28 protein-coding genes are annotated in these 22,906 nt (G+C 34.2%); 13 read left to right on the top strand and 15 right to left on the bottom strand.

Features of this window, described 5'->3' with window-relative positions; translation table 11 throughout:
• From RMN97_RS08460 to ftsY, 7 genes are all read left to right on the top strand, one after another.
• A partial coding sequence (locus RMN97_RS08460; protein ID WP_309614085.1) for a fumarylacetoacetate hydrolase family protein occupies nt 1–265 on the top strand: 265 nt, incomplete at its 5' end.
• Nucleotides 265–609 carry an Hpt domain-containing protein gene (locus tag RMN97_RS08455; protein ID WP_309614084.1) on the top strand — a complete coding sequence of 115 codons (345 nt, stop codon included), beginning with the start codon at nt 265–267 and terminating at the stop codon, nt 607–609. The genes RMN97_RS08460 and RMN97_RS08455, both read left to right, overlap by 1 nt.
• A gap of 216 nt (nt 610–825) precedes the next feature.
• Nucleotides 826–2,079, top strand: a complete 1,254-nt coding sequence (locus RMN97_RS08450; RefSeq protein WP_309614083.1) for a CinA family nicotinamide mononucleotide deamidase-related protein — start codon at nt 826–828, stop codon at nt 2,077–2,079.
• Between the two features lie 160 nt (nt 2,080–2,239).
• A complete protein-coding gene (gene rpmB / locus RMN97_RS08445) occupies nt 2,240–2,476 on the top strand; it encodes a 50S ribosomal protein L28 (protein WP_121313180.1) in 237 nt (78 codons plus the stop codon).
• Nucleotides 2,477–2,503: 27 nt separating this feature from the next.
• Complete coding sequence (gene rpmG, locus RMN97_RS08440; RefSeq protein WP_035126304.1) at nt 2,504–2,686, top strand: 50S ribosomal protein L33; 183 nt, start codon at nt 2,504–2,506, stop codon at nt 2,684–2,686.
• A gap of 36 nt (nt 2,687–2,722) precedes the next feature.
• A complete protein-coding gene (locus RMN97_RS08435) occupies nt 2,723–2,875 on the top strand; it encodes a DUF4295 domain-containing protein (RefSeq protein WP_136152050.1) in 153 nt (50 codons plus the stop codon).
• Between the two features lie 173 nt (nt 2,876–3,048).
• Nucleotides 3,049–4,002 carry a signal recognition particle-docking protein FtsY gene (gene ftsY, locus RMN97_RS08430; protein WP_309614082.1) on the top strand — a complete coding sequence of 318 codons (954 nt, stop codon included), beginning with the start codon at nt 3,049–3,051 and terminating at the stop codon, nt 4,000–4,002.
• A gap of 187 nt (nt 4,003–4,189) precedes the next feature.
• Here the strand turns inward: ftsY and RMN97_RS08425 are convergent, their stop codons facing one another.
• Nucleotides 4,190–5,269, bottom strand: coding sequence for a serine hydrolase (locus RMN97_RS08425; RefSeq protein ID WP_309614081.1), 1,080 nt, complete (start codon nt 5,267–5,269; stop codon nt 4,190–4,192).
• 128 nt (nt 5,270–5,397) lie between these two features.
• Between RMN97_RS08425 and RMN97_RS08420 the strand changes: the two genes are divergently transcribed.
• Nucleotides 5,398–5,871: a hypothetical protein gene (locus RMN97_RS08420; protein ID WP_309614080.1), complete on the top strand. Its 474-nt coding sequence runs from the start codon at nt 5,398–5,400 to the stop codon at nt 5,869–5,871.
• Nucleotides 5,871–6,167: a DUF721 domain-containing protein gene (locus RMN97_RS08415; RefSeq protein ID WP_309614079.1), complete on the top strand. Its 297-nt coding sequence runs from the start codon at nt 5,871–5,873 to the stop codon at nt 6,165–6,167. The genes RMN97_RS08420 and RMN97_RS08415 overlap by 1 nt, the downstream gene beginning before the upstream one ends.
• On the opposite strand, the gene RMN97_RS08410 is transcribed toward RMN97_RS08415, so the two are convergent.
• Nucleotides 6,164–6,607, bottom strand: a complete 444-nt coding sequence (locus RMN97_RS08410) for a DUF4268 domain-containing protein (RefSeq protein ID WP_309614078.1) — start codon at nt 6,605–6,607, stop codon at nt 6,164–6,166. The genes RMN97_RS08415 and RMN97_RS08410 overlap by 4 nt on opposite strands.
• 67 nt (nt 6,608–6,674) lie before the next feature.
• Between RMN97_RS08410 and RMN97_RS08405 the strand changes: the two genes are divergently transcribed.
• From RMN97_RS08405 to RMN97_RS08395, 3 genes are all read left to right on the top strand, one after another.
• On the top strand, nt 6,675–7,313 hold the full coding sequence (locus tag RMN97_RS08405; protein WP_309614077.1) for a CoA pyrophosphatase: 639 nt from the start codon (nt 6,675–6,677) through the stop codon (nt 7,311–7,313).
• Between the two features lie 57 nt (nt 7,314–7,370).
• On the top strand, nt 7,371–8,210 hold the full coding sequence (locus RMN97_RS08400; protein ID WP_309614076.1) for a lysophospholipid acyltransferase family protein: 840 nt from the start codon (nt 7,371–7,373) through the stop codon (nt 8,208–8,210).
• Between the two features lie 134 nt (nt 8,211–8,344).
• Nucleotides 8,345–9,364: a fibrobacter succinogenes major paralogous domain-containing protein gene (locus RMN97_RS08395; RefSeq protein WP_309614075.1), complete on the top strand. Its 1,020-nt coding sequence runs from the start codon at nt 8,345–8,347 to the stop codon at nt 9,362–9,364.
• 61 nt (nt 9,365–9,425) lie between these two features.
• On the opposite strand, the gene RMN97_RS08390 is transcribed toward RMN97_RS08395, so the two are convergent.
• Together RMN97_RS08390 and RMN97_RS08385 are read right to left on the bottom strand one after the other, a co-directional pair.
• Nucleotides 9,426–10,064 carry a hypothetical protein gene (locus RMN97_RS08390; RefSeq protein ID WP_309614074.1) on the bottom strand — a complete coding sequence of 213 codons (639 nt, stop codon included), beginning with the start codon at nt 10,062–10,064 and terminating at the stop codon, nt 9,426–9,428.
• Between the two features lie 5 nt (nt 10,065–10,069).
• Entirely contained in the window at nt 10,070–10,564 is a 495-nt protein-coding gene (locus RMN97_RS08385) for an RNA polymerase sigma factor (protein ID WP_136152061.1), read from the bottom strand.
• Nucleotides 10,565–10,772: 208 nt separating this feature from the next.
• Here RMN97_RS08385 and RMN97_RS08380 point away from each other — a divergent pair, with 208 nt between their 5' ends.
• Complete coding sequence (locus tag RMN97_RS08380) at nt 10,773–11,603, top strand: S1-like domain-containing RNA-binding protein (RefSeq protein WP_309614073.1); 831 nt, start codon at nt 10,773–10,775, stop codon at nt 11,601–11,603.
• Here the strand turns inward: RMN97_RS08380 and RMN97_RS08375 are convergent, their stop codons facing one another.
• From RMN97_RS08375 to recF, 11 genes are all read right to left on the bottom strand, one after another.
• On the bottom strand, nt 11,604–12,842 hold the full coding sequence (locus RMN97_RS08375) for a serine hydrolase domain-containing protein (protein WP_309614072.1): 1,239 nt from the start codon (nt 12,840–12,842) through the stop codon (nt 11,604–11,606).
• A 146-nt stretch (nt 12,843–12,988) separates the two neighbouring features.
• A complete protein-coding gene (locus RMN97_RS08370) occupies nt 12,989–13,786 on the bottom strand; it encodes an energy transducer TonB (RefSeq protein ID WP_309614071.1) in 798 nt (265 codons plus the stop codon).
• Between the two features lie 172 nt (nt 13,787–13,958).
• Complete coding sequence (locus RMN97_RS08365; RefSeq protein ID WP_309614070.1) at nt 13,959–14,510, bottom strand: sigma-70 family RNA polymerase sigma factor; 552 nt, start codon at nt 14,508–14,510, stop codon at nt 13,959–13,961.
• Nucleotides 14,501–15,607: a glycosyltransferase gene (locus RMN97_RS08360; protein ID WP_309614069.1), complete on the bottom strand. Its 1,107-nt coding sequence runs from the start codon at nt 15,605–15,607 to the stop codon at nt 14,501–14,503. Before RMN97_RS08360 ends, RMN97_RS08365 begins: the two co-directional genes overlap by 10 nt.
• An 84-nt stretch (nt 15,608–15,691) precedes the next feature.
• Nucleotides 15,692–16,306 (bottom strand): FMN-binding negative transcriptional regulator, encoded by a 615-nt coding sequence (locus RMN97_RS08355; RefSeq protein ID WP_309614068.1) that lies wholly within the window; start codon nt 16,304–16,306, stop codon nt 15,692–15,694.
• Between the two features lie 93 nt (nt 16,307–16,399).
• Nucleotides 16,400–17,413 carry a UDP-N-acetylmuramate dehydrogenase gene (gene murB, locus RMN97_RS08350; RefSeq protein ID WP_309614067.1) on the bottom strand — a complete coding sequence of 338 codons (1,014 nt, stop codon included), beginning with the start codon at nt 17,411–17,413 and terminating at the stop codon, nt 16,400–16,402.
• Nucleotides 17,414–17,440: 27 nt separating this feature from the next.
• Nucleotides 17,441–19,288: an asparagine synthase (glutamine-hydrolyzing) gene (gene asnB, locus RMN97_RS08345; protein ID WP_309614066.1), complete on the bottom strand. Its 1,848-nt coding sequence runs from the start codon at nt 19,286–19,288 to the stop codon at nt 17,441–17,443.
• 16 nt (nt 19,289–19,304) lie between these two features.
• Nucleotides 19,305–20,360, bottom strand: coding sequence for a glycosyltransferase (locus RMN97_RS08340; RefSeq protein ID WP_309614065.1), 1,056 nt, complete (start codon nt 20,358–20,360; stop codon nt 19,305–19,307).
• A gap of 6 nt (nt 20,361–20,366) precedes the next feature.
• Nucleotides 20,367–21,041, bottom strand: a complete 675-nt coding sequence (locus RMN97_RS08335) for a DUF2461 domain-containing protein (RefSeq protein WP_309614064.1) — start codon at nt 21,039–21,041, stop codon at nt 20,367–20,369.
• Between the two features lies 1 nt (nt 21,042).
• Nucleotides 21,043–21,744 carry a rhodanese-like domain-containing protein gene (locus RMN97_RS08330; protein WP_309614063.1) on the bottom strand — a complete coding sequence of 234 codons (702 nt, stop codon included), beginning with the start codon at nt 21,742–21,744 and terminating at the stop codon, nt 21,043–21,045.
• A 41-nt stretch (nt 21,745–21,785) separates the two neighbouring features.
• Nucleotides 21,786–22,865, bottom strand: coding sequence for a DNA replication/repair protein RecF (gene recF, locus RMN97_RS08325; protein ID WP_309614062.1), 1,080 nt, complete (start codon nt 22,863–22,865; stop codon nt 21,786–21,788).
• Nucleotides 22,866–22,906: the final 41 nt, after the last annotated feature.

The raw sequence follows: 22,906 nt of genomic DNA, 5'->3' as shown, positions 1-22,906 counted from the left end.
CTTTCATCCGAAAAATAATTTTAATTCAACGGAAAATATTACTTTTGAATTACAAAACAACGGGAAAACCGTTCAGAAAGGTAATACAAGTCATATGTTGTGGAAAATTGACGAAATAATTTCGCATATTTCACAGTTTTTTACACTTAAAAAGGGCGACATCATTTTCACAGGTACACCAGAGGGCGTTGCCAAAGTGTCACCAAACGATATCCTAGAAGGATTTATAGAAAACAAAAAAGTACTAAGATTACACATTAAATAATGGCAATAAACTACAACCTCTCAAAAGTTTACGCTCTTTCAGACAATGACCCTGAATTCGTAATGCAAATTATCACACTGTTTGTGACAGAAGTTCCTGAAGACTTAAAACAAATTGATTTAGGTATCAAAACAAAAGACCATCATCTGGCGTATAGCTATGCGCACAAAATAAAACCTTCACTAGATTTAATAGGGATGACTGTTGCTCACCAAGAAATTCTTGAAGTTGAAGCTTGGGGAAAAAGAGAAGGCAAACGCAAAGAAATCAATGATACTTTCGCAAGTATTCAAAGTCAAGTTGACAAGGCAGTAAAAGAAATCAAGAAAGATTTCGAATTGTAAAATTAGAAGCGATTGGTTCGGGCGTTATCTATAATGGTAATTCCCGCTTTTCGCAGTATCTTTTTTGTCACATCGATCGCAGTCGAGATGCTATCTACAAAAACAAAAAGGATACATTGCTGCAATCGGGGCTAATTAGTAATCGATTTGTATTTTTGTAAACCAAATCAAAACCTCAGTGCCTTAGCCATTCAGCAACTTAGCTACTTAAAAAAAATGAAAGCAACCATAGTTACAATCGGTGACGAAATTTTAATCGGGCAAATTGTTGATACCAATTCGGGATATATCGCCAAAGCATTAGATAAAATTGGTGTTCAAACTACCGAAATGCTTTCCATTTCCGACGATAAGCAACACATTCTAAAAACATTTTCGGCATTTCAAAACAAAGTGGATTTGGTTATCATAACTGGCGGTCTTGGACCAACAAAAGATGATATTACCAAACATACCTTTTGTGAATATTTTGAGGATACTTTTGTTAGAAATCAGGAAGTCGAAGACCATATCGTAGCACTGTTTACCAAGCTGAATTTCAATCCGACACAAATTAACAAAGATCAAGCCTTATTGCCTTCAAAAGCACAGGTTTTAAAAAATAATTACGGCACCGCTTCCGGTATGTGGATGCAAAAAGGAACAACCGTTTTTGTTTCGATGCCCGGTGTTCCTTATGAAATGAAAGGCATTGTAAACGAACAACTTATCCCGAAAATCGTAGCCGAATTCAAAAGACCATACATTATTCACAAAACTATTCTAACATACGGTCAAGGTGAGAGTTTAGTAGCAGAACGAATTGAATATTGGGAAAACAATTTACCAGAATTTATAAAGCTTGCCTATTTACCAAGTCCGGGAAGAGTGCGTTTGCGTTTAACCGCTCGCGGAGAAAATAAGGAAGTTTTAGAAAAAGCTATTCAGGAAAATGTACAATCATTAACCAAAATCATCGGAGATATTATCGTTGGTTTTGATGAAGACGAAACCATAGAGGTCATTATCGGAAGATTACTTTGCCAACAAGGAAAAACAATAGCAACTGCTGAAAGTTGTACAGGCGGAAAAATTGCACAAATGCTAACATCAGCTGCTGGTGCTTCTGATTATTTTCGAGGAAGCGTGGTGAGTTATGCAACAGATACTAAAATTTCAGTGTTGGGTGTTAGTGCTAAAACCATTGAAAAGTATACAGTGGTAAGCGCAGCAGTAGCGTCAGAAATGGCATTGGGAATTCAAAAACTAATGAAAACAGATTATGCCATTGCAACAACAGGAAACGCAGGACCAACAAAAGGCGACGCTGATGCTGAAGTTGGGACTGTTTTTATTGCCTTAGCAACGCCTACAGCTGTTTTTGTTGAAGAATTTAATTTTGGCCAACCGCGTGAAAAAGTGATAGATAGAACGGCAAATAAAGCATTAGAAATACTCCAGGCAGCAATTTTAAAAAATGCTTTTAACTAAAGCTAAGTTGTTAATAAATTTGTTCAAAAAAGACAATCTATTCTATCAATAAAAAGCAAATAAAAAAAAAGCAAAAAATCTGTAATAATATTTTTGTTACAATGATTTATTTTTCTTAAGTTTGCACCCTCGAATTGAATAACGATAAAAGATAAGCATAATGTCAAGAGTTTGTGACCTTACAGGTAAAAGAGCGATGGTAGGAAATAATGTTTCTCACGCAATGAACAAAACTAAGAGAAAATTTTCTGTTAACTTAGTTAAAAAACGTTTCTATCTTGCTGAAGAAGACAGATGGATTACTCTAAGAGTAGCTGCGTCTACAATTAAAACAATCAATAAAAATGGATTGGCTGCTGTTTTGAAAAAAGCAAAAGTTGAAGGATTTATTAAATAATTCCTAATCCAATAAAAATAAAGCAAAATGGCAAAGAAAGGTAATAGAATACAAGTTATTTTAGAGTGTACTGAGCACAAAGGAACAGGTCTTCCTGGGACTTCTCGTTACATTACAAACAAAAACAAAAAAAATACTCCAGACAGATTAGAGATTAAAAAATTTAATCCAATCTTGAAGAGAATGACTGTTCACAAAGAAATTAAATAATCTAATATCTGTAAAAGGATTTTAAAGATATAAATCATGGCAAAGAAAACCGTAGCAACCCTGCAAACAGCTTCTAAAAGATTATCAAAAGCTATCAAAATGGTAAAATCTCCAAAAACAGGAGCATATACTTTTGTTGAAAGCATCATGACACCAGAAGAAGTGGATAGTTTCTTAGCAAAGAAATAATTCCAATAAAATTTTATATCAAAGCTACTTTCATTCGGAAGTCGCTTTTTTATTTTTATATTTTTTCCGAATTTAATATTTTGCCTAAGGAAGAAAGAACCTCATAAAAATTTCATATTTTTGACCGCGAACCATTTTTTTATGAGGTTTACCCAAAATTTTAACCGTATACAATGAGTTTTTTCAAAAGAATATTTTCCTCCGAAAAAAAGGAAACTTTAGATAAAGGTTTGGAACAAACTAAGACAACTTTCTTTTCCAAACTAACCAAAGCCGTTGCCGGAAAGTCAAAAGTTGATGATGAAGTTCTAGACAATCTTGAGGAAGTTTTAGTTTCTTCGGATGTTGGGGTCAATACAACGCTAAAAATTATAAAGCGAATCGAAGAACGTGTTTCCAATGATAAGTATATGGGAACAGAGGAACTGAATCTAATTCTTCGTGAAGAAATCGCCGGACTTTTATCGGAAACCAAATCGGGTGAAGAAACAGAGTTTACAATTCCAGCCAATAAAAAACCATACGTAATTATGGTTGTTGGCGTTAATGGCGTCGGAAAAACTACGACTATTGGAAAGTTAGCGTACCAATTCAAAAAAGCGGGTTATAAAGTTGTTCTTGGTGCTGCCGATACGTTTCGTGCTGCTGCGATTGACCAATTGCAAATTTGGGCTGATAGAGTCGGTGTGCCTATTGTAAAACAACAAATGGGAAGTGATCCTGCTTCGGTTGCTTTTGATACGTTACAGAGCGCGGTTACCCAAGATGCCGATGTTGTAATTATTGATACTGCCGGTCGTTTACACAATAAAGTCAATTTGATGAATGAGTTAACCAAAGTAAAACGTGTAATGCAAAAGGTAGTCGAAGACGCTCCACATGATGTGTTATTAGTTTTGGATGGCTCAACAGGACAAAATGCTTTTGAACAAGCCACTCAATTTACTGCTGCTACAGAAGTTTCGTGTCTTGCAGTAACTAAATTGGATGGAACAGCCAAAGGCGGAGTTGTAATTGGAATTTCAGATCAGTTTCAAATACCTGTAAAATATATTGGAGTAGGTGAAGGTCTTGAAGATTTGCAAGTTTTTAATAAATTTGAATTCGTAGATTCGTTTTTTAAATAGTAAATTATATGAGTAAAGTTTTATCTTTTTTTAGGGAATCATCCTCGTTAAAATTAATAGTAGTCAGTCTCGGAATTGTAGTGCTTAGCTATTTTTTAGAAAAACCATTGCCAAGTATTTTCCTTGGGTTGCGGCTATTTGCTTTTGTATTATTTGTTTATGCCGTAATCAGATTTAGAAAGTAATTTTACTGATACAAAGCACTAATCTTTGTCCAAAGCGTTTCATCAAAATCAGATAACGCCAAGTTTTCGCTATCAGCGGCATCGCCCATTCTGATGATTACCATTTTTTTACTCGGAATAATATAAATTTTCTGGTCATTTTTACCCAATGCCATAAACATATCGTTTGGTGCTGTTGGAATAATGCTTCCATTGAGTTGCAACTGACTTTGTGGTAAATGATAACTCGCTTTTCCATTCAGCCACCATAAATAACCATAAGCAAGATTAATATTCTGTGAAGTCGATGTCGCCTGATTAAAATAGGTTTCGTTTATAATTTGTGTTGTATTCCATTTTCCTTTATTCAATGCCATCAATCCAAAACGCGCCATACTTCTTGTCGTGCTCCAATACACAACATTATTTCCGGATTGTATCCAAGTTCCGGTCATTCCTAATTTATCTCTCAATCCCGAATTAAAATATGCTGACCATGTTTGTCCTGAAGCTGATGCTATAACATCCTGTAATTTCACATATACATTACTATAAGCCCAACGTGTTCCGGCATCGGCTTTATAATTTAAACTTGACGGATCAACATCGTCACTATAAACACCTCCAACATAATCATCAATTCCGGAAGTCATCGTCAGTAAATGTCTGTTGGTTATAAGATTTTCCTGTGCCAATGTTTCGCTAGTCCAACCGGTTCCTATATAATCAGAAACCTTATCGTTAATGCTCAAAAATCCATCTTGTTGTGCAATTCCGGTCATGGTTGCGGTCAACGTTTTTCCGGCACTTGCCCAATACCAAGGAGTTGTGGCTGAATGTTCATTGAAATAATTTTCCATCACAATTCTTCCATTAACCAAAATGATAAAAGATTTAGAATTTTTTAATTCCAAATAATCCAATAAAGGTTGAACGGCACTTTGATTCCAACCCAAATCTGCAATAGATTTTGTTGTCCAGGTTGTCGTTCCATCATTAGGTGGAAAATACATTTGTTCTTCAACAACTGGATTTGGTGAAGAATCGGAACTGCAATTAGTAAGGAAAAGTAAAATAAATGTAAGTAGGAATATATTTTTCATTTTGAAGAAATTTGTCTTTGGACTTTAAAGATATAAAATAGTTTAATGTTCATAATATTAATATATAATTCCTATGACTTTGTAAATTTTAAAATTAAATTTGTCATTCACTAATTCGATTTTAACCCATGAAAAAAATAAGTTTGCTTCGCCTGTTCGCTAACGCTCGAGTGTTGCTTTTTGCTTTGCTACTAATTTCATGTCATTCTAATGTGAAGAAGGAAGATATCGCAAAGCTCAATGGCTATTGGGAAATCAAGCAGGTTAAATTGGCAACTGGCAAGACTAAAGATTATAAAATCAATGAAAGTATCGATTATTTTGAACTTCGACATCCCGAAGCTTCGGGACAGTCTGACAATGAAATGGTTGGCTTTCGCCAAAAAGTAATGCCGCAGTTCGATGGAAAATTCCAAACCAATGGAATCAAGGAAAATATTAAAGTTGTAGAAAAGGACAACACTTTCTTCATCGAATACCATACAAAATTCGGTAAATGGGAAGAAGAAATCATAACCATTGAAGATTCTACTTTAGTATTGGAAAACCAAGAAAAAATAGAATACACCTATAAAAAATTTAAACCATTCTCATTTAAATAATGGCAAGACGAGTAAGCAACGAAGGTTCTATTGGAGATGTTTTAAAACAGTTTATTGAAAAAAATAAACTCCAATCTGGCATGGATAAAATTGACGTGGAAGACGCTTGGAAATCGCTTATGGGAAATGGTGTCAATAGTTACACAAAAGAAGTCGTTTTAAAAGGAACAACACTTTATGTTTCGTTAACTTCGGCAGTGTTGCGCGAAGAATTGAGTTATGGTAAACAGAAGATTATCAAAATGATAAACGAAGAACTTGGAAAAGAAGTAATCAAAGATGTAATCTTACGCTAAGTATTGATTTCTAAATCTTTAATATAATCTTCGTGTTCAAAATAAAAATATTCGAACTGTGTCATTGTTTCGTTGAAAAAGTCAAAAATAGCTTCCCAATTATTTTTATTGTTCAGACTAACACCTAATTTTTCTACCCAAATCCTGCTGATAATTTTGCCACTTTCGAGATAAAAATTGCGCTCCAAAATAGCTTCAGGAAGATAATCTTCCAATAAAATTGTTTTTAGTGATTCAATCTTTTCAAAATAAATTTTGCCCTTTTCTTCATCTTTAGGCTCAATATCCAGAAGCACTTGCGCCTTTTTATTATCGATATAAAACTTGAAAGTCACATCTTTTATTTTGGTGTCATACAAAAGCCATTTTCTAGGATAAGCAGTAGCAAATGCTGTCCAAAATTCTTTTTTTATGAGTAATGCTTCTTCCTTGCTGTACATTTTATTGCGCTAAAAATTTGAGTGCGTTGTTTTTTTAAGGTAAATTTATATCCCTAAACTAATCAAGATGCGTTTCGATGAGTTCATAAAATATGCACCAAAAGTAGTAAATGTTGAACTTCCAGCAACGCATGCGCATGTAAAAATGGTTCCACCTAACCGAGAAGAATTGTTACGGAACACCGATTTCACTAAAATTACTCCCAAGAAAGCAGCCGTTATGATGCTTTTTTATCCAAAAAAAATGGAAACTCATTTAGCATTAATTCTACGGACTTCCTATAATGGTGTTCATTCTTCACAAATAGCGTTTCCCGGAGGAAAAGTTGAACCCGAGGATATTGATTTAAAACAAACCGCTATAAGAGAAACCCATGAAGAGATTGGAGTTCATCCCAATACTATAAATGTAGTTCGGGCTTTTACCGAAGTCTATATTCCGCCGAGTAATTATATAGTGCATCCTTTTTTTGGCTACAGCCAAGATGAATTATCGTTTGAATTGCAGGAAGATGAAGTAGCCGGAATTGTAGAATTGCCGTTAAAAGATTTTTTAGATGATAAAATCATTGTTACCAATACAATGAAAACATCCTATGCAGAAAGTATTGAAGTGCCGGGCTTTCAAGTCGAGGAACACTTCATTTGGGGTGCAACAGCAATGATGTTGAGTGAATTAAAAGAAACACTAAAATTGGTTTTATAAAGTTTTACTTTTTGTAGATTTGCCTCCCGAATCGTCGGGACTAACATAAATTGAATTATGGGTTTATTTAAAAGAAATCCTTTTGGTCATATACTTTTTATCAAAAAATGGTTAATCCGAATTTTTGGTCTTATTACACATAGAAGATACAGAGGCTTTAACGAATTACAAATCGACGGTTCCGAAATCATCGCTTCTTTGCCAGATAAAAACGTACTGTTTATTTCCAATCACCAGACTTATTTTGCCGATGTTGTAGCCATGTTTCATGTTTTTAACGCCAGTCTTTCGGGAAGACAAGACAGTATTAAAAACGTAGGCTATTTGTGGCAACCTAAGATGAATATCTATTATGTGGCTGCGAGTGAAACTATGAAATCGGGATTGTTACCAAGGATTTTATCTTATGTTGGTTCGATTTCGGTGGAAAGAACATGGCGTGCCGGTGGAAAAGATGTAACCGAAAAACGCGAGGTAAATCCAAATGATACGGAGAACATCAGAATTGCACTCGAAGATGGTTGGGTAATTACGTTTCCACAAGGCACAACCAAATCTTTTAAACCGGTTCGAAAAGGAACAGCGCACATTATCAAGCAATACAAACCTATAGTCGTTCCAATAGTAATTGACGGATTCCGTCGTTCGTTTGACAAAAAGGGTTTGCGTATGAAAAAGAAAAACATTCTGCAATCATTCATTATCAAAGAGCCATTGGTGATTGATTATGAAAACGAAACTATTGAGCAAATTGTAGAAAAAATAGAATACGCTATCGAACAGCATCCATCTTTTTTAAAGGTAATTCCAGCCGAAGAAATTGAAGAACAGGAACGTCTGAACAAACTCAGAGAATGGAATGTAGAGAAAAAAGACACCAGCAAAGCGACCCGATAGTTATCAAGAGACGAAGTATATCCCGACTTAAAATTGGTTTTTTTACACTTATTACTTCTCTTTAATTTTTTGCAGTGGCACTTATTAGTTACAGTATGTTTTGATTATATTTGCTTTCGATTAATCTAAATAACATGAAAAAAATTTTAATTTTTTGTTTGGTTTCAGTTCTATTTGTAAGCTGTGCGACAGATAGTGAAACTGGTGGTGAAGTAATTACAGAGCCTGTTTTTAGTGTACAAACAAAATCAGTAACGAGTATTGGTCACGAATCGGCTAATGTTTTTGGGGTTATTAGTCCATCATTTGTTACCACAACTAGTGCATATGGAATATGTTATGGTTTGACACCAAATCCTACTATTGAAGGTTCACTTTCTGTTGGGTCAGGAATCAATCCTGCGACTGGAGGTTTTTCATGTAACTTAATGTCACTTGCAAACAATACCAATTATTATGTTAGAGCTTACGGAACAACTTCTGAAGGAACGTTTTATGGAGATCAACTTATTTTTTCTACATTAAACAAACTATATAGTAATGGAAGTGCGGTTATCGATGTTGATGGAAATACTTATCAAAGTATTGTTATTAATGGAAAACAATGGATGAAAGAAAATCTAAATGTGAGCAAATATAGAAATGGAGATGTTATACCAGAAGTAACTGATATGGTAGAATGGGATGCTTTGACAACAGGAGCATGGTGCTATTTTGAAAATACTACTGAAAACGGAACTACTTATGGTAAGTTATACAATTGGTATGCTATTAATGATCCAAGAGGATTAGCACCAACTGGATGGCATATTCCAAGTGATGCCGAATGGACATCATTAACTAATTTCTTAGGAGGTACAAGTGTAGCCGGAATCAAAATGAGAGACTTGGGAGATTTATGGTCAACTTCAGCTGTTTTGGCGACAAATCAAGCCGGATTTAGCGCACTTCCTGCAGGATATGGCTATTTAACACAAACTTACGAACCAGTAGATCAACCTTTCAATAGTTTGGGGGATGTTGCCTTTTGGTGGAGCGCTACTGCATCAAATCCAAGTACAGCTTATAGTTTAAATGTGAATCTGAACAATTCAGTAACTAGAGGTTCTATTCTAAAGAAAACGGCGCTTTCTGTTCGTTGTGTTAAAAATTAATTGACTAGAAAAGTTATAAAAAATCCCGTCTTGTTTTTTGGAACTAGACGGGATTTGTTTTTTACAAATCTATTTTCTTTAATTCTTTATAATTGGCATTCAATTTACGGAGTAAGATGCCATATAATAATCGGTAAAATAACCAGAATAAACCAACAAAGACTATAATGGTTAACAGCATAATACCAAGCGTTACGCACAAAGTATAGTAATTAGATTCGTTGGCAATTTTGTTTTTCAATATCTCCATTTTTGGGTTATAAGCATACGCAATAACAAAACCAGCGATAAGGCTTACGACTATCATTCCCAGGTTATACCAAACATAGTATTTCACTGTTTTGCGTGTTCTTAAGATGTCCTGCATCAATTGTTTGGTCGATGCTGTGGTTGAAATCTTTATATAATTTTTATAAAAATTGAAAATAAACAACAGTATCACAGCATAGTTGACAAAATTCAGCGCTTTGAAATACACTATCATATTTTCGGCATGGACTTTTTTCATGTACTCATCCGTGTTATATGCAACGCTTATCGCAGTCCAAAACAAGACTTCAATAATGCTGATAATCAAAATCCATTTTACAATAGAGGATGATTTTTTATGCAGCATTTTATAGATTTCGCTTTCCGAAATTTGCTCGTAAGCATGGCTGTCTTTTTGCCATGCTTTCTTTAATAAATCCAACTCTTCCATAATCCTTAGGGATTTAATATTTTTTTTAATTTACCTTTAATCCTGTTCATTTTTACTCGGGCATTTACTTCGCTAATACCAAGTGTTTCTGATATCTCCGTGTAATCTTTGTCTTCTAAATAAAGAAATACAAGTGCTTTTTCGATATCATTTAACTGTTGCACCGCTTGATACATCAACTTAATTTGTTCTTCTTCTTCAAAGTTGTATTCTTCTTGCGATAAAAAATGTTTTTGCGATTCATAAGGTGTAGTCGCAACTGCTCGTGTACTTTTTCTATAGAGCGTTATGGCAGTGTTTAGTGCCACACGATAAGCCCAAGTTGAGAATTTAGATTCACCTCTAAATTTTGGGAATGCTTTCCATAGTTGAATAGTGATTTCCTGAAACAAATCTTTGTGTGCATCTTCATCATTGGTATACAACCTACATATCTTGTGGATAATGTTTTGATTGTCCTTTAATTGTTTTACAAATAATTGTTCCAAGTTGTCACTCATAGTCTCGTTAGTACAAAAAGCACGGGTTTTGTTACAACTGTAAAACTACAAATTAGGTTTTAAATTCCAAATATGAAATTCTAAATTACAAAAGTGCAGCCGCACACTATTCACGCTAAAGAAGAATAATTTTAAAAATCTGCCAACTGCTTACTGTGACTGCTTACTAATTTCTATCTTTACACTGCAAAATCGACAAGTATACAAGATGGAACTAGGACATTACAATACACTCAAAATAGCACGCGAAACCAAAGTTGGCCTTTTTTTAACTGATGGAAAAGACGATGTTTTGCTGCCTGTTAAATATGTTCCAAAAGAATATAATATAGGCGATGAGTTGATTGTTTTTGTTTATCTTGACCACGAAGAAAGACCAGTCGCCACCACATTGGAACCCTATATTTTGATGGATGAATTTGGATTGCTTCGTGTGAATTATGTCAATAATATTGGTGCTTTTTTAGATTGGGGTTTAGAGAAAGATATACTGGTTCCGTTCAAAGAACAGGCACGTCCAATGGAAAAAGGAAAGCGCTATTTAGTCTTTGCTTACATTGATGAAAAGACTAACAGAATTGTAGCTTCGAGTAAAACCAATCAGTTTTTGAATAATGAAAATCTAACCGTTGCTGTTGGCGACGAAGTCGATTTAATTATTTCACATATTACCGAAGTTGGGATTAATGTCATCATCAACGATATCCATAAAGGATTATTATACAAAGACCAGGTTTATGACGATATCCGAACCGGAGATAGAATGACAGGTTATATAAAAGCGATTCGCCCTGATAACAAAATCGATGTATCGTTACAAAAATTAGGCTACCAAAACATTGAACCCAACGCAGAGAAAATCCTCGATGAACTAAGAGCTAGCAGAGGTTTTCTTCGATTGAATGACAACAGCCATCCGGAAGACATCAAAACGGTGCTAAAGATGAGTAAAAAAACATTCAAAAAAGCCATCGGTTTACTTTACAAAGACAAACTTATCGAGATTAAAGATGATGGAATTTATTTGGTAAAAGAATAGTTATTGCCCAAGAAGTTCCTGAAGTTCCTGTTCAGTTGGAACCGGAGTTTCAATTTCTGTTTTCTTTTTATAAAAAAGGCTGCTTACCATACTCAGAGTGGAATAAGGTCTGTTTGAATATTTATTTCCTAAACACACAACAGTTACCGTATCTTTTTTAACTGGAACAAATGACGTATTGTTGCCATGCCACCAACCGTTATGATAGATCATTTTTTCATTATTTGGCGGTAAAAAACGCATACGCATTCCCAATCCATAATCTTTAATTGGCTTTGCAACATGACCAGCGCTATAACCAAAATAAGCTTGCTGTAAAAGTTCAGGTTTGATAAAATCAGTCGAATACGTTCCCATATCAAACTTTACGATATCTCGTGGAGTCGAATAAATATTTTTATCACCATACAACCCATCAAACTGATCCCAAGGAAAAATGGTGCTTCCTCTATACGATTTGGAAGCGGTTTCTCTATCAGTTTCGTAATTAAAAACATAGGAGTTTTTCATTCCCAATGGTTTGAAAACCAACTCTTGCATGGCCTGACGATAGTTTAAACCAGTTGCTTTTTCGATGATTAAAGCTAAAATTACATAATTCGTATTGCAATAATCAAAATGAGTATCATTTGGAGTTCTTAATCTGAATTTATTTTGCACCAACAAATCCAAAACATCCTGATTAGAAAGTAGCTTCTTTTTGTTCCATCTCTTTTTCATCAATCCAGGAAAATTGGCATAATGCTGCAAACCACTTCTGTGATTGAGCAATATTCTGATAGTTGTTTGTTTGTAAGGAAACTTTGGAAGCCAATCGGTTACCTTTTGGTCTAACATAATATTGTCTTGTTGCACCAATCTTAATATAGCTGTACAAGTCAAAACTTTACTCACCGAGGCTAGATGAATAGGTGTATTCTTGTCAATCTTTTGACCTGTTCTCGCATTGGCAAAACCTTTATAATCTTCATAAAGTACACGACCATTTTTGACCACAATAAATGCACCGCTGTAAAAAGGCGAATTGATGTTTTTATTGTAAAATGAATCTATAAAGTGCCTTTTTTCGGCAATATAGGCTTCTGAAACATTTCCCATTTTTATCGGGAAAGAGGAAGTTATATGCAAACTGTCATCGAATGGATTACCGTCATTAGAATTCACAAAATCACCACCAGTTTTTGGACTGGAAAAGTAGAATAATGTTGATAAAAGAAGGGTAATTAAGGTAATCTTCATAATTGCAATAATACCGTATTTGGTCAAAAGAAAAGCCTTTAGTTTCTAAAAGTTTTAAACGAGTTATTAAAAAATAATAAACCTGACAAGTTTTTAAATACTGGTCAGGTTCAAGGGCAAAAAGTAACAAATACTAATTTAATTTTCTAAAGAGCGATTTTTATTGGAAGCGTGTAAAGTGTTCTCATTTTCTCTCCGTCTTTATAGCCTGGTGACCATTTCACTTTTAAGGATTTTAACACGCGAATAGCTTCTCTTTCCAGATTTTTATCGGAACTTCTAAGTACTCTGATTGAACTCATTGAACCATCTTTTTCAATAACAAAAGACGTAATAACACTTACAGCACCCAAACTTTCATCAACTTCAGGCTTTTCAAAATTGTAGCCAACATACTCATAGAATTTTTTAATACCACCAGGATATTCAGGAAGTCGGTCCAATTCATTAGTAGTTACAGGTCCTTTTTCAACAATTGGAAAAGTAATGGTTTCAACAGGACCTTCATTACCAGTTTTTGGTGTGTCAGTTCCAGTTCCAGGTGTCGTATTTTGATTCGTCGGTAAATCGTCATTTGTTGGAACGTCTACTGCAAGTGGAGTTGCCGCTACAACCATGTGTGAAAGATTAGTTGGTTTGACCAGACTTTGACTTTGAGTGGCTTTTGTTTTTGGCTCGACTGGTTTATCAGGTTTTGGATAATGAAAATCTGTTATTGTTATAACGGTACCATCTTCAATTGGTTCTAAAATAGGTTTAGCACCAAAGGAAGAAATTAATAACCACAAACCAATTAAGGATAAAAGGAACAGTATTCCACCAAAAAAGGCAACTAATGTAATTCTGGGATTTTCTTGGCGCAACTGATACGCACCATAAGCTTTGTTTTTGTCTTCGAAAACTAGATCTATCCAGTTTTTTTCATAAATACTAACGTTTGACATGGGTATTTGTTTTTGAGTTAAGTATCTATGTTACATAAGCGAGATGGTTTTTATTATATAACGCAGAAAATTATAAAAAAGTATGTGATTTTATAAAAACTTTAAAATATAAACATAAAATTCCCTTAAATGCAGCGTTTTTAATAGAATTTTTAACATAAAATAGAAAGGATTATTTTTTGCTTTCGATGATTTCCGCCAGCAGTTTTTTAGCGCGAAGCAATTTGATTTTGACGTTACTCAAAGGTTCATTGAGTTGTTCTGCAATTTCCTGATAACTCATTTCCTGAAAATAGCGAAGCTGAATTACTTCCTGATAATGAGGTTTTAATTCTTTGATGAACTGTAATAACCGGGATAAGTTTTGTTCGGTTATTAAGGCATCTTCAACAGATGGAGAAGTATCTGCAACATTATAGGCTTGGTGGTCTTCCTCATCAGTGATTTCAACAAAGACGGTCGATTTCTTTTTGCGAAGCATATCGATATGTACATTTTTGGCAATAGCAATCAGCCAAGTGTTGAATTGAAATTCGGGATTATACATTGCGATTTTATCAAAAGCTTTAGAGAACGTTTCAATGGCAATATCTTCCGCATCGGTTTCGTTTTCGGTACGTTTAAGCATAAAACCATACACTTCATTCCAGTAATGGTCGAGCAAATAAGTAAAGGCAACTTGGTCGCCAGTTTTAGCTTTTTCTATATAAGCGTTTATCTCCAATGTACTGGTTTTGAGAAAGTATTAGTAATAAAAATATTTAATTGTGTAAAAACCAAAACGATTTCAATGATTGGGAACCAATACATTACATCTTTTTCCTTTAGTTTGCCTGCTGCAAATCCAATAGAAATCCAAGCAAAAATATAACGGAAACCAATGATACTCACAACCGCAATCCATTGAAATTGAAATGCTAATAAAATGATTGGTAATAAAAGAAATAGCAACTGCGAAACATAAAATATTCCTAATTGATTTCTGTCGAATATTTTATAATGTTTGGCTGTAGAAACATGACGACGTTTTTGGGTAAACCAATCTTTAAAAGAAGTTTTTGGTTTAGAATAAGTGAAACTATCTGGCAAATAACAAACAGTTGTATTTTTTTTCTCTGCAGCCTGATTGATAAACAAATCATCATCTCCAGAACGTATTTTCATATGATCCATGAAACCACGAACTTTGAAAAATTCTTCACGCTTGTATGCCAAATTTCGACCAACACCCATATAAGGTTTACCTAATTTTGCCCAAGAAAAATATTGTGTAGCCGTCAATAAAGTTTCAAATCGGATGATTTTATTTAGGAAAGAACCACCAATTTTATCATAAGCACCGTAACCTAAAACAATGGTTTTCTCTACAGTAAATTGGGAGCTCATCGTGGCAATCCAATCTTTGGAAGAAGGCAAACAATCGGCATCTGTGAACAATAAATATTCGTGCTTTGCTGCTTTGATTCCTAAAGTCAACGCGTATTTTTTATTTCCCCAAAAAGCTTCGTTATTTTCTACTTTGACCAATTTGATATTGGAATGCAGTTTTTCAAATTCTTCAAAAATATCTAACGTAGTATCACTCGAAGCATCATCAATTAATACAATTTCAAATTGCGGATAATTTTGTTCAACTAGCAACGGAATTAATGTTCTAACATTTTCTTCTTCGTTTTTTGCACAAACTATTACTGAAATCGGAATTCTTTTAGGCGTTCCAGTTTGTGGTTTAGCAAATGAGAACTTGCCAAAAACTACAATGTAATAAAGGAATTGAACAACAACAACGGCAACAAATAAACAGAATAGAGTTAATAACATAGTACTTTTTCGACGTTTAAAAAGGACTACAAATGTACAAAAAGGAATTTTGAATTTTGAATTATAAATTATGAATTTTTAGCGTTACAATTTTCTGTTTTTTTTCATTTCCTTGGCAACTTCAATAGATTGATAATCATTAGAGTTCTCTAGTTTTGATATGATAGTTTGGTAGTTTTTGTCGTCTCTGTTTTGTGACAACTTTTTCTTGGCTTCGATAGCTGTGATTTCAATTTCGAAGGAAACAATTCCTCTAGCCTGAAGCATTGTTTTCTTTGATAAATCTTCTACACGAACAGGTTTCTCTGATTTTGCTTCGTATTTGTTGACCAATCTTTTCAAGGCTTCAATACTTTCTTCAAGCGAATGAAGTTGCACTTTTCCGTATACATGAACTGCTAAATAATTCCATGTTGGCACATTTTCATGGTCATACCAAGAGGAAGAAATGTAAGTATGCACACCCGAAAAAACAATTAAAACTTCATCATTGGTTTTAAAACTTTCAGCTTGTGGATTTTCTCTGGAAACATGCCCAACTAAAATTTGTTTTCTATCTTTTTCTTCCAAAAGCAATGGAATATGTGTTGCCCAAAGCTTTCCATCCGTTTGATTGACCAAAATCCCAAACCCATTCTGATGAATGAAGTTTTGAATGTCTTCTTGGTTTTCGTTTTTGTAGAGTTTTGGGATGTACATTATTTAAGGGATAAGTTTAGAGGGATAAGGCATAAGTTCGATGCTAGTCATTAGGAAACTTATCCCTTTTCCCTAATCCCTTTTTACTATTTTTTAAATTACATTAACTTCTGCTTCAATGGCAATTCCAAATTCCTTCAAAATAGCAGCTTGAATAGCTGTAGAAACCGCTAAAATTTCCTGTCCTGTTGCGTTACCATAATTCACCAAAACAAGTGCCTGATTTTTATGAATTCCGGCATCGCCAAAACGTTTTCCTTTAAAACCGGCTCTTTCAATGAGCCATCCAGCCGGAACTTTGACTTCGGTTTCTGAAATTATGTAATGTGGCATTTCGGGATGCAAAGCGTGTGCTCTTTCGTATTGGGCTGTTGGAATAATCGGGTTTTTGAAAAAACTTCCGCTGTTTCCCAGCTCTTTCGGATCAGGTAATTTACTTTGTCTAATCGCAATCACCGCATTGGAAATATCTTTTAAAGTAGGAGTAACCACGTTTTGCTTCTCTAATTCCTTAGTGATATCACCGTAGGAAGTGTTGATTTTATGATTGCGTTTGGTGAGTTTAAAAATTACCGAAGTAATGATAAATTGATCTTTGGCTTCGTGTTTGAAAATGCTTTCGCGATAACCAAAGTGACAATCTTCTTTAGAGAACGTTTTCATTTCCTGAGTGGCAATAGTCATAGCATTACACGAAACAAAAGTATCTTTGATTTCTGTTCCGTAAGCGCCAATATTTTGCACTGGAGTTGTTCCAACATTTCCCGGAATAAGCGACATGTTTTCTAAACCGCCAAAGTTTTGGTCGATTGTCCAAAGTACAAATTCGTGCCAGTTTTCGCCGGCCTGACTTTCAACCCAAACGAAATCATCATCTTCTCTAAGCACTTTTTTGCCTTTCAAATCAATATGAATCACCAAATCCTGAATGTCTTTTGTCAGTAACATATTGCTTCCACCACCAAGAATAAATTTTGGTTCCGATTGGTGTTCCTGCAAAATGGTTTTTAAATCTTCGATGGAATGAACAGCAACAAACTGTTTGGCTTTTGCTTCAATACCAAAAGTGTTGTATTTTTTTAAAGAGAAGTTATTCTGAATAGTCATGCTCACAAAAGTAAGTCAAAAGAATTTTTAAGCAAACTTGTTATAGTAGTTTTTTTGCCATTTGTGAAGCATAAATATCGGCATGAAATAAGGAAGGATTTTGGTGTTTCCTTTTCTGACTTCAGCCACTAGTTTGGTACTATCAATGTTTTCGAGGAAAGGCATTTCAAAAATTGGGCTTTTTGCAAAGTTGTCCAATTCATCAACGAATCTCGGAAAACGCAATAGATAACTTCCCCAAGGTGCGCTAAGTCCAATTTTTCTGAAATCAACAACTTCTTTCGGAAGTCTATTTTCCATCGTAGTTTTTAAAATGAACTTTCCTTTTTTTCCGGTAAACATCCATTTGTCATCCAAGGTTCCCAAACCGGCAATTAATCGTTGGTCTAAGAAAGGCTCACGACATTCGATTGAAGTTCCCATGGTACAACGATCATTTCTATCGAGTAACGAACACATATAGGTGTGTTGGTCAAAATACAATGCCTGACGCTGCAAGTTTTTTGGATATAATTCCTGTGCTTCTTTTAAGATTTGATAACGATATTCATTGGCGGGTTTCCCTTTATTACCATAAAATGAATTAATGTCATCGGGATACACATTGCAACCATTGAATAGCACTAAATCAGAATTATTATTGATTTTTGAATAGCGTAATAATTTGTCGTACCGTGGTCTTTTATTAAAGGTTTCAAAAGTACTAAGCTGTGAAATTACTTTTAATAAAGATGGATTTTTTAGTGCTTTGTATCGAACATAACCACCCATTAATTCATCTGCACCTTCACCGGAAAGTAATACTTTTACTTTTGGTTTTGCCAATTTAGCTATGGCTAATAAATGAGGTTCATTAAGATGCATTATGGGTTCATCCTGAAAATAGGAGGTTTCAATCAGATTTTGATACAGGCTGTCATTTTCAAGTTTGGTATGATTGAAAGTATATCCATATTCCTCTGTTATTCTTTTTGCCAAATGGTATTCATTGTGTTCTTCTTCGGAAAAACTGATATTAAACGTTTCAATGTTTTCAAATTTTTGCTCATGCAATGAAGACAATATAGAACAGGAATCTAATCCACCACTGAGTAAAACACCAACAGCAACATCGCTGATCATTCGCAGTTTAACAGATTCGAAGAAAGTTTCTTCAAACCATTTTTTCGGATTTAGAATTTGAGCATGATTTTGAATTTTTTCCTTTAAATTCCACCATCTTGTAGTTTTATTTTTCCCTTCTTCATCAATAGTCATGTAATGTCCTGGCAAAATCTTTTTGACATGTGCAAACAACGTATTTTCTCCAGCCACAAATCGGTTAAAGAAATATTCTTCCATGCCATTTTCAGAAACTTCTAACGGAACACCAGCGGCGAAAAGCGCTTTTTGTTCAGAGGCAAAATATAAAGTATTTTGATGAATACAGTAATACAACGGTTTTACACCCATTCTGTCACGACAAAGCGTCAACTTTTTTTCTTGCGTGTCCCAAACAGCAAAAGCAAACATTCCGTTGAGTTTGTGCAGCATTTCCATACCATACAATTCATAAAGCTTTAGTAAAACTTCCGTATCAGAACCTGATTTCAGTGTGATTCCTTTGCTTTTTAATTCAGGATAAAACGATTGATAATTATAAATTTCACCGTTGAATACAATTACATATCTTCCGTCGTCAGAAAAAAATGGTTGGTGTCCGGCGGATGAAGTATCAATAATTGACAAACGTCTGTGACCTAAACCAATATTGTTGTTGATATAAATACCTTTGTCATCCGGACCACGATGTTCCAGAATGTCTCGCATTTTTACCAGCTGATTTTCATCAACCTGTTTATAATTTAAATGGAAAATACCATTGATACCACACATAAAGCTAGAGAGTAGTTTACTTGTTATTAATCAAATCGTGATACGTTAACGCAATTTTTTGCATATTGATTTTGTAGTTGGCATTTTCTTCTACAAATTTCCGATTTTGGATAACAGCCTTTTTTGTAAAGTCATTATTTAGAGATGCCCATTCCAATTCGTGTGCTAAATTAAACTCATTTTCGACACTAACAAGTATTCCGTTTACTTTTTGTGATATCCAACTTCTATTGCCGGGTAAATCACTTACAATTGGAAAACAACCACATGCCATTGCTTCAAAAAGTGATGTAGAAACGCCTTCGGTTATAGGAGTACTGATATAAAAATTAGCTTGTTGTAAAAACTTTGGAATGTCATTATTATTAATTCTTCCGACAAAATCGACTTCATTTTCTATTCTCAATTCTTTTGTTAAAGCTTTTAATTTTCTTATTTCTGTTCCGTCGCCAATGATGGTCAGTTTAAAAGAAATGTTACGCTGTTTAATAATGGAAAATGCTTTCAAAATAAAGTCATGTCTGTATTCAGGTTCCAAAGCACGAGACACAACAGCATTTATCATTGTAGTATCTGTAGCATCATTAAACTGGAAAAAATCCAAATTAATTCCTTTTGGCAAAATCATTACCTTGTCCATATTTACATTACTTTCCTTCATATGTTCAGCCATAGTGTTTCCCCAGGCATGAATTAAATCAGCTTTTTTGAAAGCATAATCCTGAAGTATTTTTTTGAAAATATATAGGGGAGAATTATGTGGCCATAAATCGGTTATGCCTTGTTGCGCAATTGCCATTGGTTTTAAACCCGAAATAGCTGCTAAATAACCATAACTTGTGGTTCGCTCAGCAATAACCATATCGGGATTGTTTTTTTTCACTATGCGCTTTATCGTTAAAATCGCGGTGGCTAATTCAAAAAGTCTTTTAATTCTATTGATGCCGTTGCTGCTTGTTTGAAGTTCCCATGTAACAATTTCAAAGTCGCCAAATTCCTTTAGACCATTAATCCAAGTAATTGCATCAGCGCGATAGGTTTCCCCAAGAAATAAAATTCTCTTTTTTGACATTATGGTTTACTCTTCAGTTTCTAAAGCCCTTGTTAGAAAATCGTTCATTGGTTTCAGTACAATTAATTTTTGAGCTACAATTTTAGCAAAGTCTTTATCTAAAAATAATTTGTCATCAATTTTTTCGGAAGCGGTATAACTTTTCAGTTTCAAAAACTCAATAGCCGGATGACTTGGGTCGAAATCTTTAGGTGCTTTTTTTAGCGTATTGTTTTCATCACGAGTTAATACACCAAATTCTGATTTAAATTTTTTATCATTGACAATCGCTTCTAAATCTTCATAAAAAAAAGCAATTTCTTTTCGGATTCTTTTTAATTCATTTGGTTCTGGACACCAAACGCCACCTGCGACAAAGGACTTTCCTTTTTCGAAATGAATGTAATAGCCGGGACTATTTTTAGCCAATTTATTTTGGGTAAACCAAACGCCCATATTGGTTTTGTATGGCGATTTGTCTTTTGAAAAACGAATGTCACGATTGATTCTGAAGGTACAGTTTTTAACTTCCAATGGTTCTAATGATTTGTCCAAAGGCTTAAGTGCTGCCAAAACAGCTGCAATATAATTGTGATAGTCTTTCTTGTAATTCTCATACCTTTTTTTGTTGGCATGCATCCATTCGGTGTTGTTGTTTGCAACTAAATCTTCAAGAAATTGGACAGCTTCTTTGGTTATCATATTACAAATGTTTTTTCAAATCTTCTTCCGAAATATAACCTACGTTTCGCCAAACTTCTTTCCCTTTTTCATATACGATTATGGTTGGCAGTCCATCTAATTTCATTTGTTCTACTATAGTTTTGTTTTCATCAGCGTCCAATTGCACAATTTTAATCCGTTCCTTCATTACTGTCTGAAATTTCAAAATATAAGGATTCATTTTTTTACAAGGCGCACACCATTTGGCATTGAAATCAATCATTACCTTATCGCTCGATTTTATTAATTCACCATATTCCTGGTCGCAGATTCCAATAATTTTGGCATTTGGCTCAGCATTAGAATTACCTTGTGCCTTCCATTTCATAATGCCTCCATCAAGATTATAAATTTCTTTGAAACCCAATTCGGCTAATTTATCTGCGGCTTGTGCGCTTCTTCCACCCAATTTGCAATACACAAAAATTGGTTTTGATTTGTCATAAGTCGTGGCTTTGGCAACAAAATTGTCATCATTCCAATTCACATTTTTTGCATCGCCTATATGTTCAGTACTATATTCTTCTGGAGTTCTAACGTCTAATAATTGTGGGTTTTCATTGCCTTTTAGCTTTTCAGCAAATGATTTTGCATCGGTAGTATGAACAGCATTGGATGTTTGTCCGTGGCAACATATAAATAGAAAACTCAATAATAAAAGAGAAAATAATTTGGATTTCATGTTTTTGAAATTTTAACGCTAAATTACAAATTTGAACAATACTAAAGATTAAAAATTTTATAAGTCTGATGTGTTGTTTTTACTATGTTTTCCGTACGTTCCGGATGCGTATCTGAAATAAATAACTGACCAAATTCTTCGTTGTTTACCATTTCAATGATTTTGCTCACGCGAAATTCATCTAGCTTATCAAAGATATCATCAAACAGTAAAATGGGTTTTTCGCCGCTTTGTTTTTTGACAAAATCGAATTGTGCCAACTTTAATGCGATGAGAAATGATTTTTGTTGTCCTTGAGAACCAAACTTTTTAATCGGATAATTATCAATTTCAAATGATAAATCGTCTTTGTGCACACCAACCGAAGTGTAATGTAAGGCTCTGTCTTTGCTGATGTTTTCTTCCAATAAAGTCAACGTATCTTTTTCAAACAAATCACTTTGATAAACCAATTGCACCGTTTCGGCCGAGTTAGTAATTTCACGATGGTAATTGTTAAAAATCGGAATAAAATCAATCAAGAACTTTTTTCGTTTTTCGAAAATAAACTGACCAAGTGTGTTGAGTTGTTCGTTATAAATGGACAAAGTATCGGTTTCAAAAACATGATTCAACGCAAAATATTTCAATAAAGCATTTCGCTGACTTATGATTTTTTGGTATTGAATCAATTGCTGCAAATAGGAACTATCCAATTGCGAAATGACTGTATCGATAAATTTTCTGCGGGTTTCGCTGCCTTCAATAATCAAATTGCTATCAGCAGGTGAAATTATTACCAAAGGAATAAAGCCAATATGATCGGAGAATTTCTCATAAACTTTACCGTTTCGTTTGAGAATTTTCTTTTGTCCTTTTTTTAAGCTGCACAAAATTTGCTCGGTTCTTTCGTTTTTTTCAAATTCGCCATCAACCACAAAAAATTCTTCTCCGTGTTTAATGTTTTGAACCGCTAGTGGATTGAAATAACTTTTTCCGTTTGCCAAATGATAGATAGCATCAAGGATATTTGTTTTTCCTATGCCATTTTTACCCACAAAACAATTGATTTTGGTATCTAATTCGAAGGCGATTTCCGAAAAATTTTTATAATTGAGTAATGAAATTCGCTTTAAAAACAATTTAGTTTTTGTTTAAAATTAACCCGCTGGGTATAATTAAT

This window comes from Flavobacterium sp. (assembly GCF_031381455.1).
GTDB lineage: Bacteria > Bacteroidota > Bacteroidia > Flavobacteriales > Flavobacteriaceae > Flavobacterium.
The sequence above is the reverse complement of the archived record's forward strand: the minus strand, read 5'-3'. Positions and strand labels throughout refer to the sequence as shown.

What these genes read in the sequence shown, in the direction of transcription:
- RMN97_RS08450 (WP_309614083.1), top strand. Translation starts at nt 826, where the DNA reads ATGAAAGCAACCATAGTTACAATCGGTGACGAAATTTTAATCGGGCAA.
- rpmG (WP_035126304.1), top strand. Translation starts at nt 2,504, where the DNA reads ATGGCAAAGAAAGGTAATAGAATACAAGTTATTTTAGAGTGTACTGAG.
- RMN97_RS08425 (WP_309614081.1), bottom strand. Translation starts at nt 5,269, where the DNA reads ATGAAAAATATATTCCTACTTACATTTATTTTACTTTTCCTTACTAAT.
- RMN97_RS08410 (WP_309614078.1), bottom strand. Translation starts at nt 6,607, where the DNA reads ATGTACAGCAAGGAAGAAGCATTACTCATAAAAAAAGAATTTTGGACA.
- RMN97_RS08395 (WP_309614075.1), top strand. Translation starts at nt 8,345, where the DNA reads ATGAAAAAAATTTTAATTTTTTGTTTGGTTTCAGTTCTATTTGTAAGC.
- RMN97_RS08435 (WP_136152050.1), top strand. Translation starts at nt 2,723, where the DNA reads ATGGCAAAGAAAACCGTAGCAACCCTGCAAACAGCTTCTAAAAGATTA.
- RMN97_RS08415 (WP_309614079.1), top strand. Translation starts at nt 5,871, where the DNA reads ATGGCAAGACGAGTAAGCAACGAAGGTTCTATTGGAGATGTTTTAAAA.
- RMN97_RS08405 (WP_309614077.1), top strand. Translation starts at nt 6,675, where the DNA reads ATGCGTTTCGATGAGTTCATAAAATATGCACCAAAAGTAGTAAATGTT.
- RMN97_RS08385 (WP_136152061.1), bottom strand. Translation starts at nt 10,564, where the DNA reads ATGAGTGACAACTTGGAACAATTATTTGTAAAACAATTAAAGGACAAT.
- RMN97_RS08380 (WP_309614073.1), top strand. Translation starts at nt 10,773, where the DNA reads ATGGAACTAGGACATTACAATACACTCAAAATAGCACGCGAAACCAAA.
- RMN97_RS08420 (WP_309614080.1), top strand. Translation starts at nt 5,398, where the DNA reads ATGAAAAAAATAAGTTTGCTTCGCCTGTTCGCTAACGCTCGAGTGTTG.
- RMN97_RS08455 (WP_309614084.1), top strand. Translation starts at nt 265, where the DNA reads ATGGCAATAAACTACAACCTCTCAAAAGTTTACGCTCTTTCAGACAAT.
- rpmB (WP_121313180.1), top strand. Translation starts at nt 2,240, where the DNA reads ATGTCAAGAGTTTGTGACCTTACAGGTAAAAGAGCGATGGTAGGAAAT.
- RMN97_RS08400 (WP_309614076.1), top strand. Translation starts at nt 7,371, where the DNA reads ATGGGTTTATTTAAAAGAAATCCTTTTGGTCATATACTTTTTATCAAA.
- RMN97_RS08390 (WP_309614074.1), bottom strand. Translation starts at nt 10,064, where the DNA reads ATGGAAGAGTTGGATTTATTAAAGAAAGCATGGCAAAAAGACAGCCAT.
- murB (WP_309614067.1), bottom strand. Translation starts at nt 17,413, where the DNA reads ATGACTATTCAGAATAACTTCTCTTTAAAAAAATACAACACTTTTGGT.
- RMN97_RS08330 (WP_309614063.1), bottom strand. Translation starts at nt 21,744, where the DNA reads ATGAAATCCAAATTATTTTCTCTTTTATTATTGAGTTTTCTATTTATA.
- RMN97_RS08335 (WP_309614064.1), bottom strand. Translation starts at nt 21,041, where the DNA reads ATGATAACCAAAGAAGCTGTCCAATTTCTTGAAGATTTAGTTGCAAAC.
- RMN97_RS08355 (WP_309614068.1), bottom strand. Translation starts at nt 16,306, where the DNA reads ATGTACATCCCAAAACTCTACAAAAACGAAAACCAAGAAGACATTCAA.
- RMN97_RS08360 (WP_309614069.1), bottom strand. Translation starts at nt 15,607, where the DNA reads ATGTTATTAACTCTATTCTGTTTATTTGTTGCCGTTGTTGTTGTTCAA.
- RMN97_RS08375 (WP_309614072.1), bottom strand. Translation starts at nt 12,842, where the DNA reads ATGAAGATTACCTTAATTACCCTTCTTTTATCAACATTATTCTACTTT.
- RMN97_RS08370 (WP_309614071.1), bottom strand. Translation starts at nt 13,786, where the DNA reads ATGTCAAACGTTAGTATTTATGAAAAAAACTGGATAGATCTAGTTTTC.
- RMN97_RS08340 (WP_309614065.1), bottom strand. Translation starts at nt 20,360, where the DNA reads ATGTCAAAAAAGAGAATTTTATTTCTTGGGGAAACCTATCGCGCTGAT.
- ftsY (WP_309614082.1), top strand. Translation starts at nt 3,049, where the DNA reads ATGAGTTTTTTCAAAAGAATATTTTCCTCCGAAAAAAAGGAAACTTTA.
- asnB (WP_309614066.1), bottom strand. Translation starts at nt 19,288, where the DNA reads ATGTGTGGTATCAATGGTATTTTCCATTTAAATTATAAACAGGTTGAT.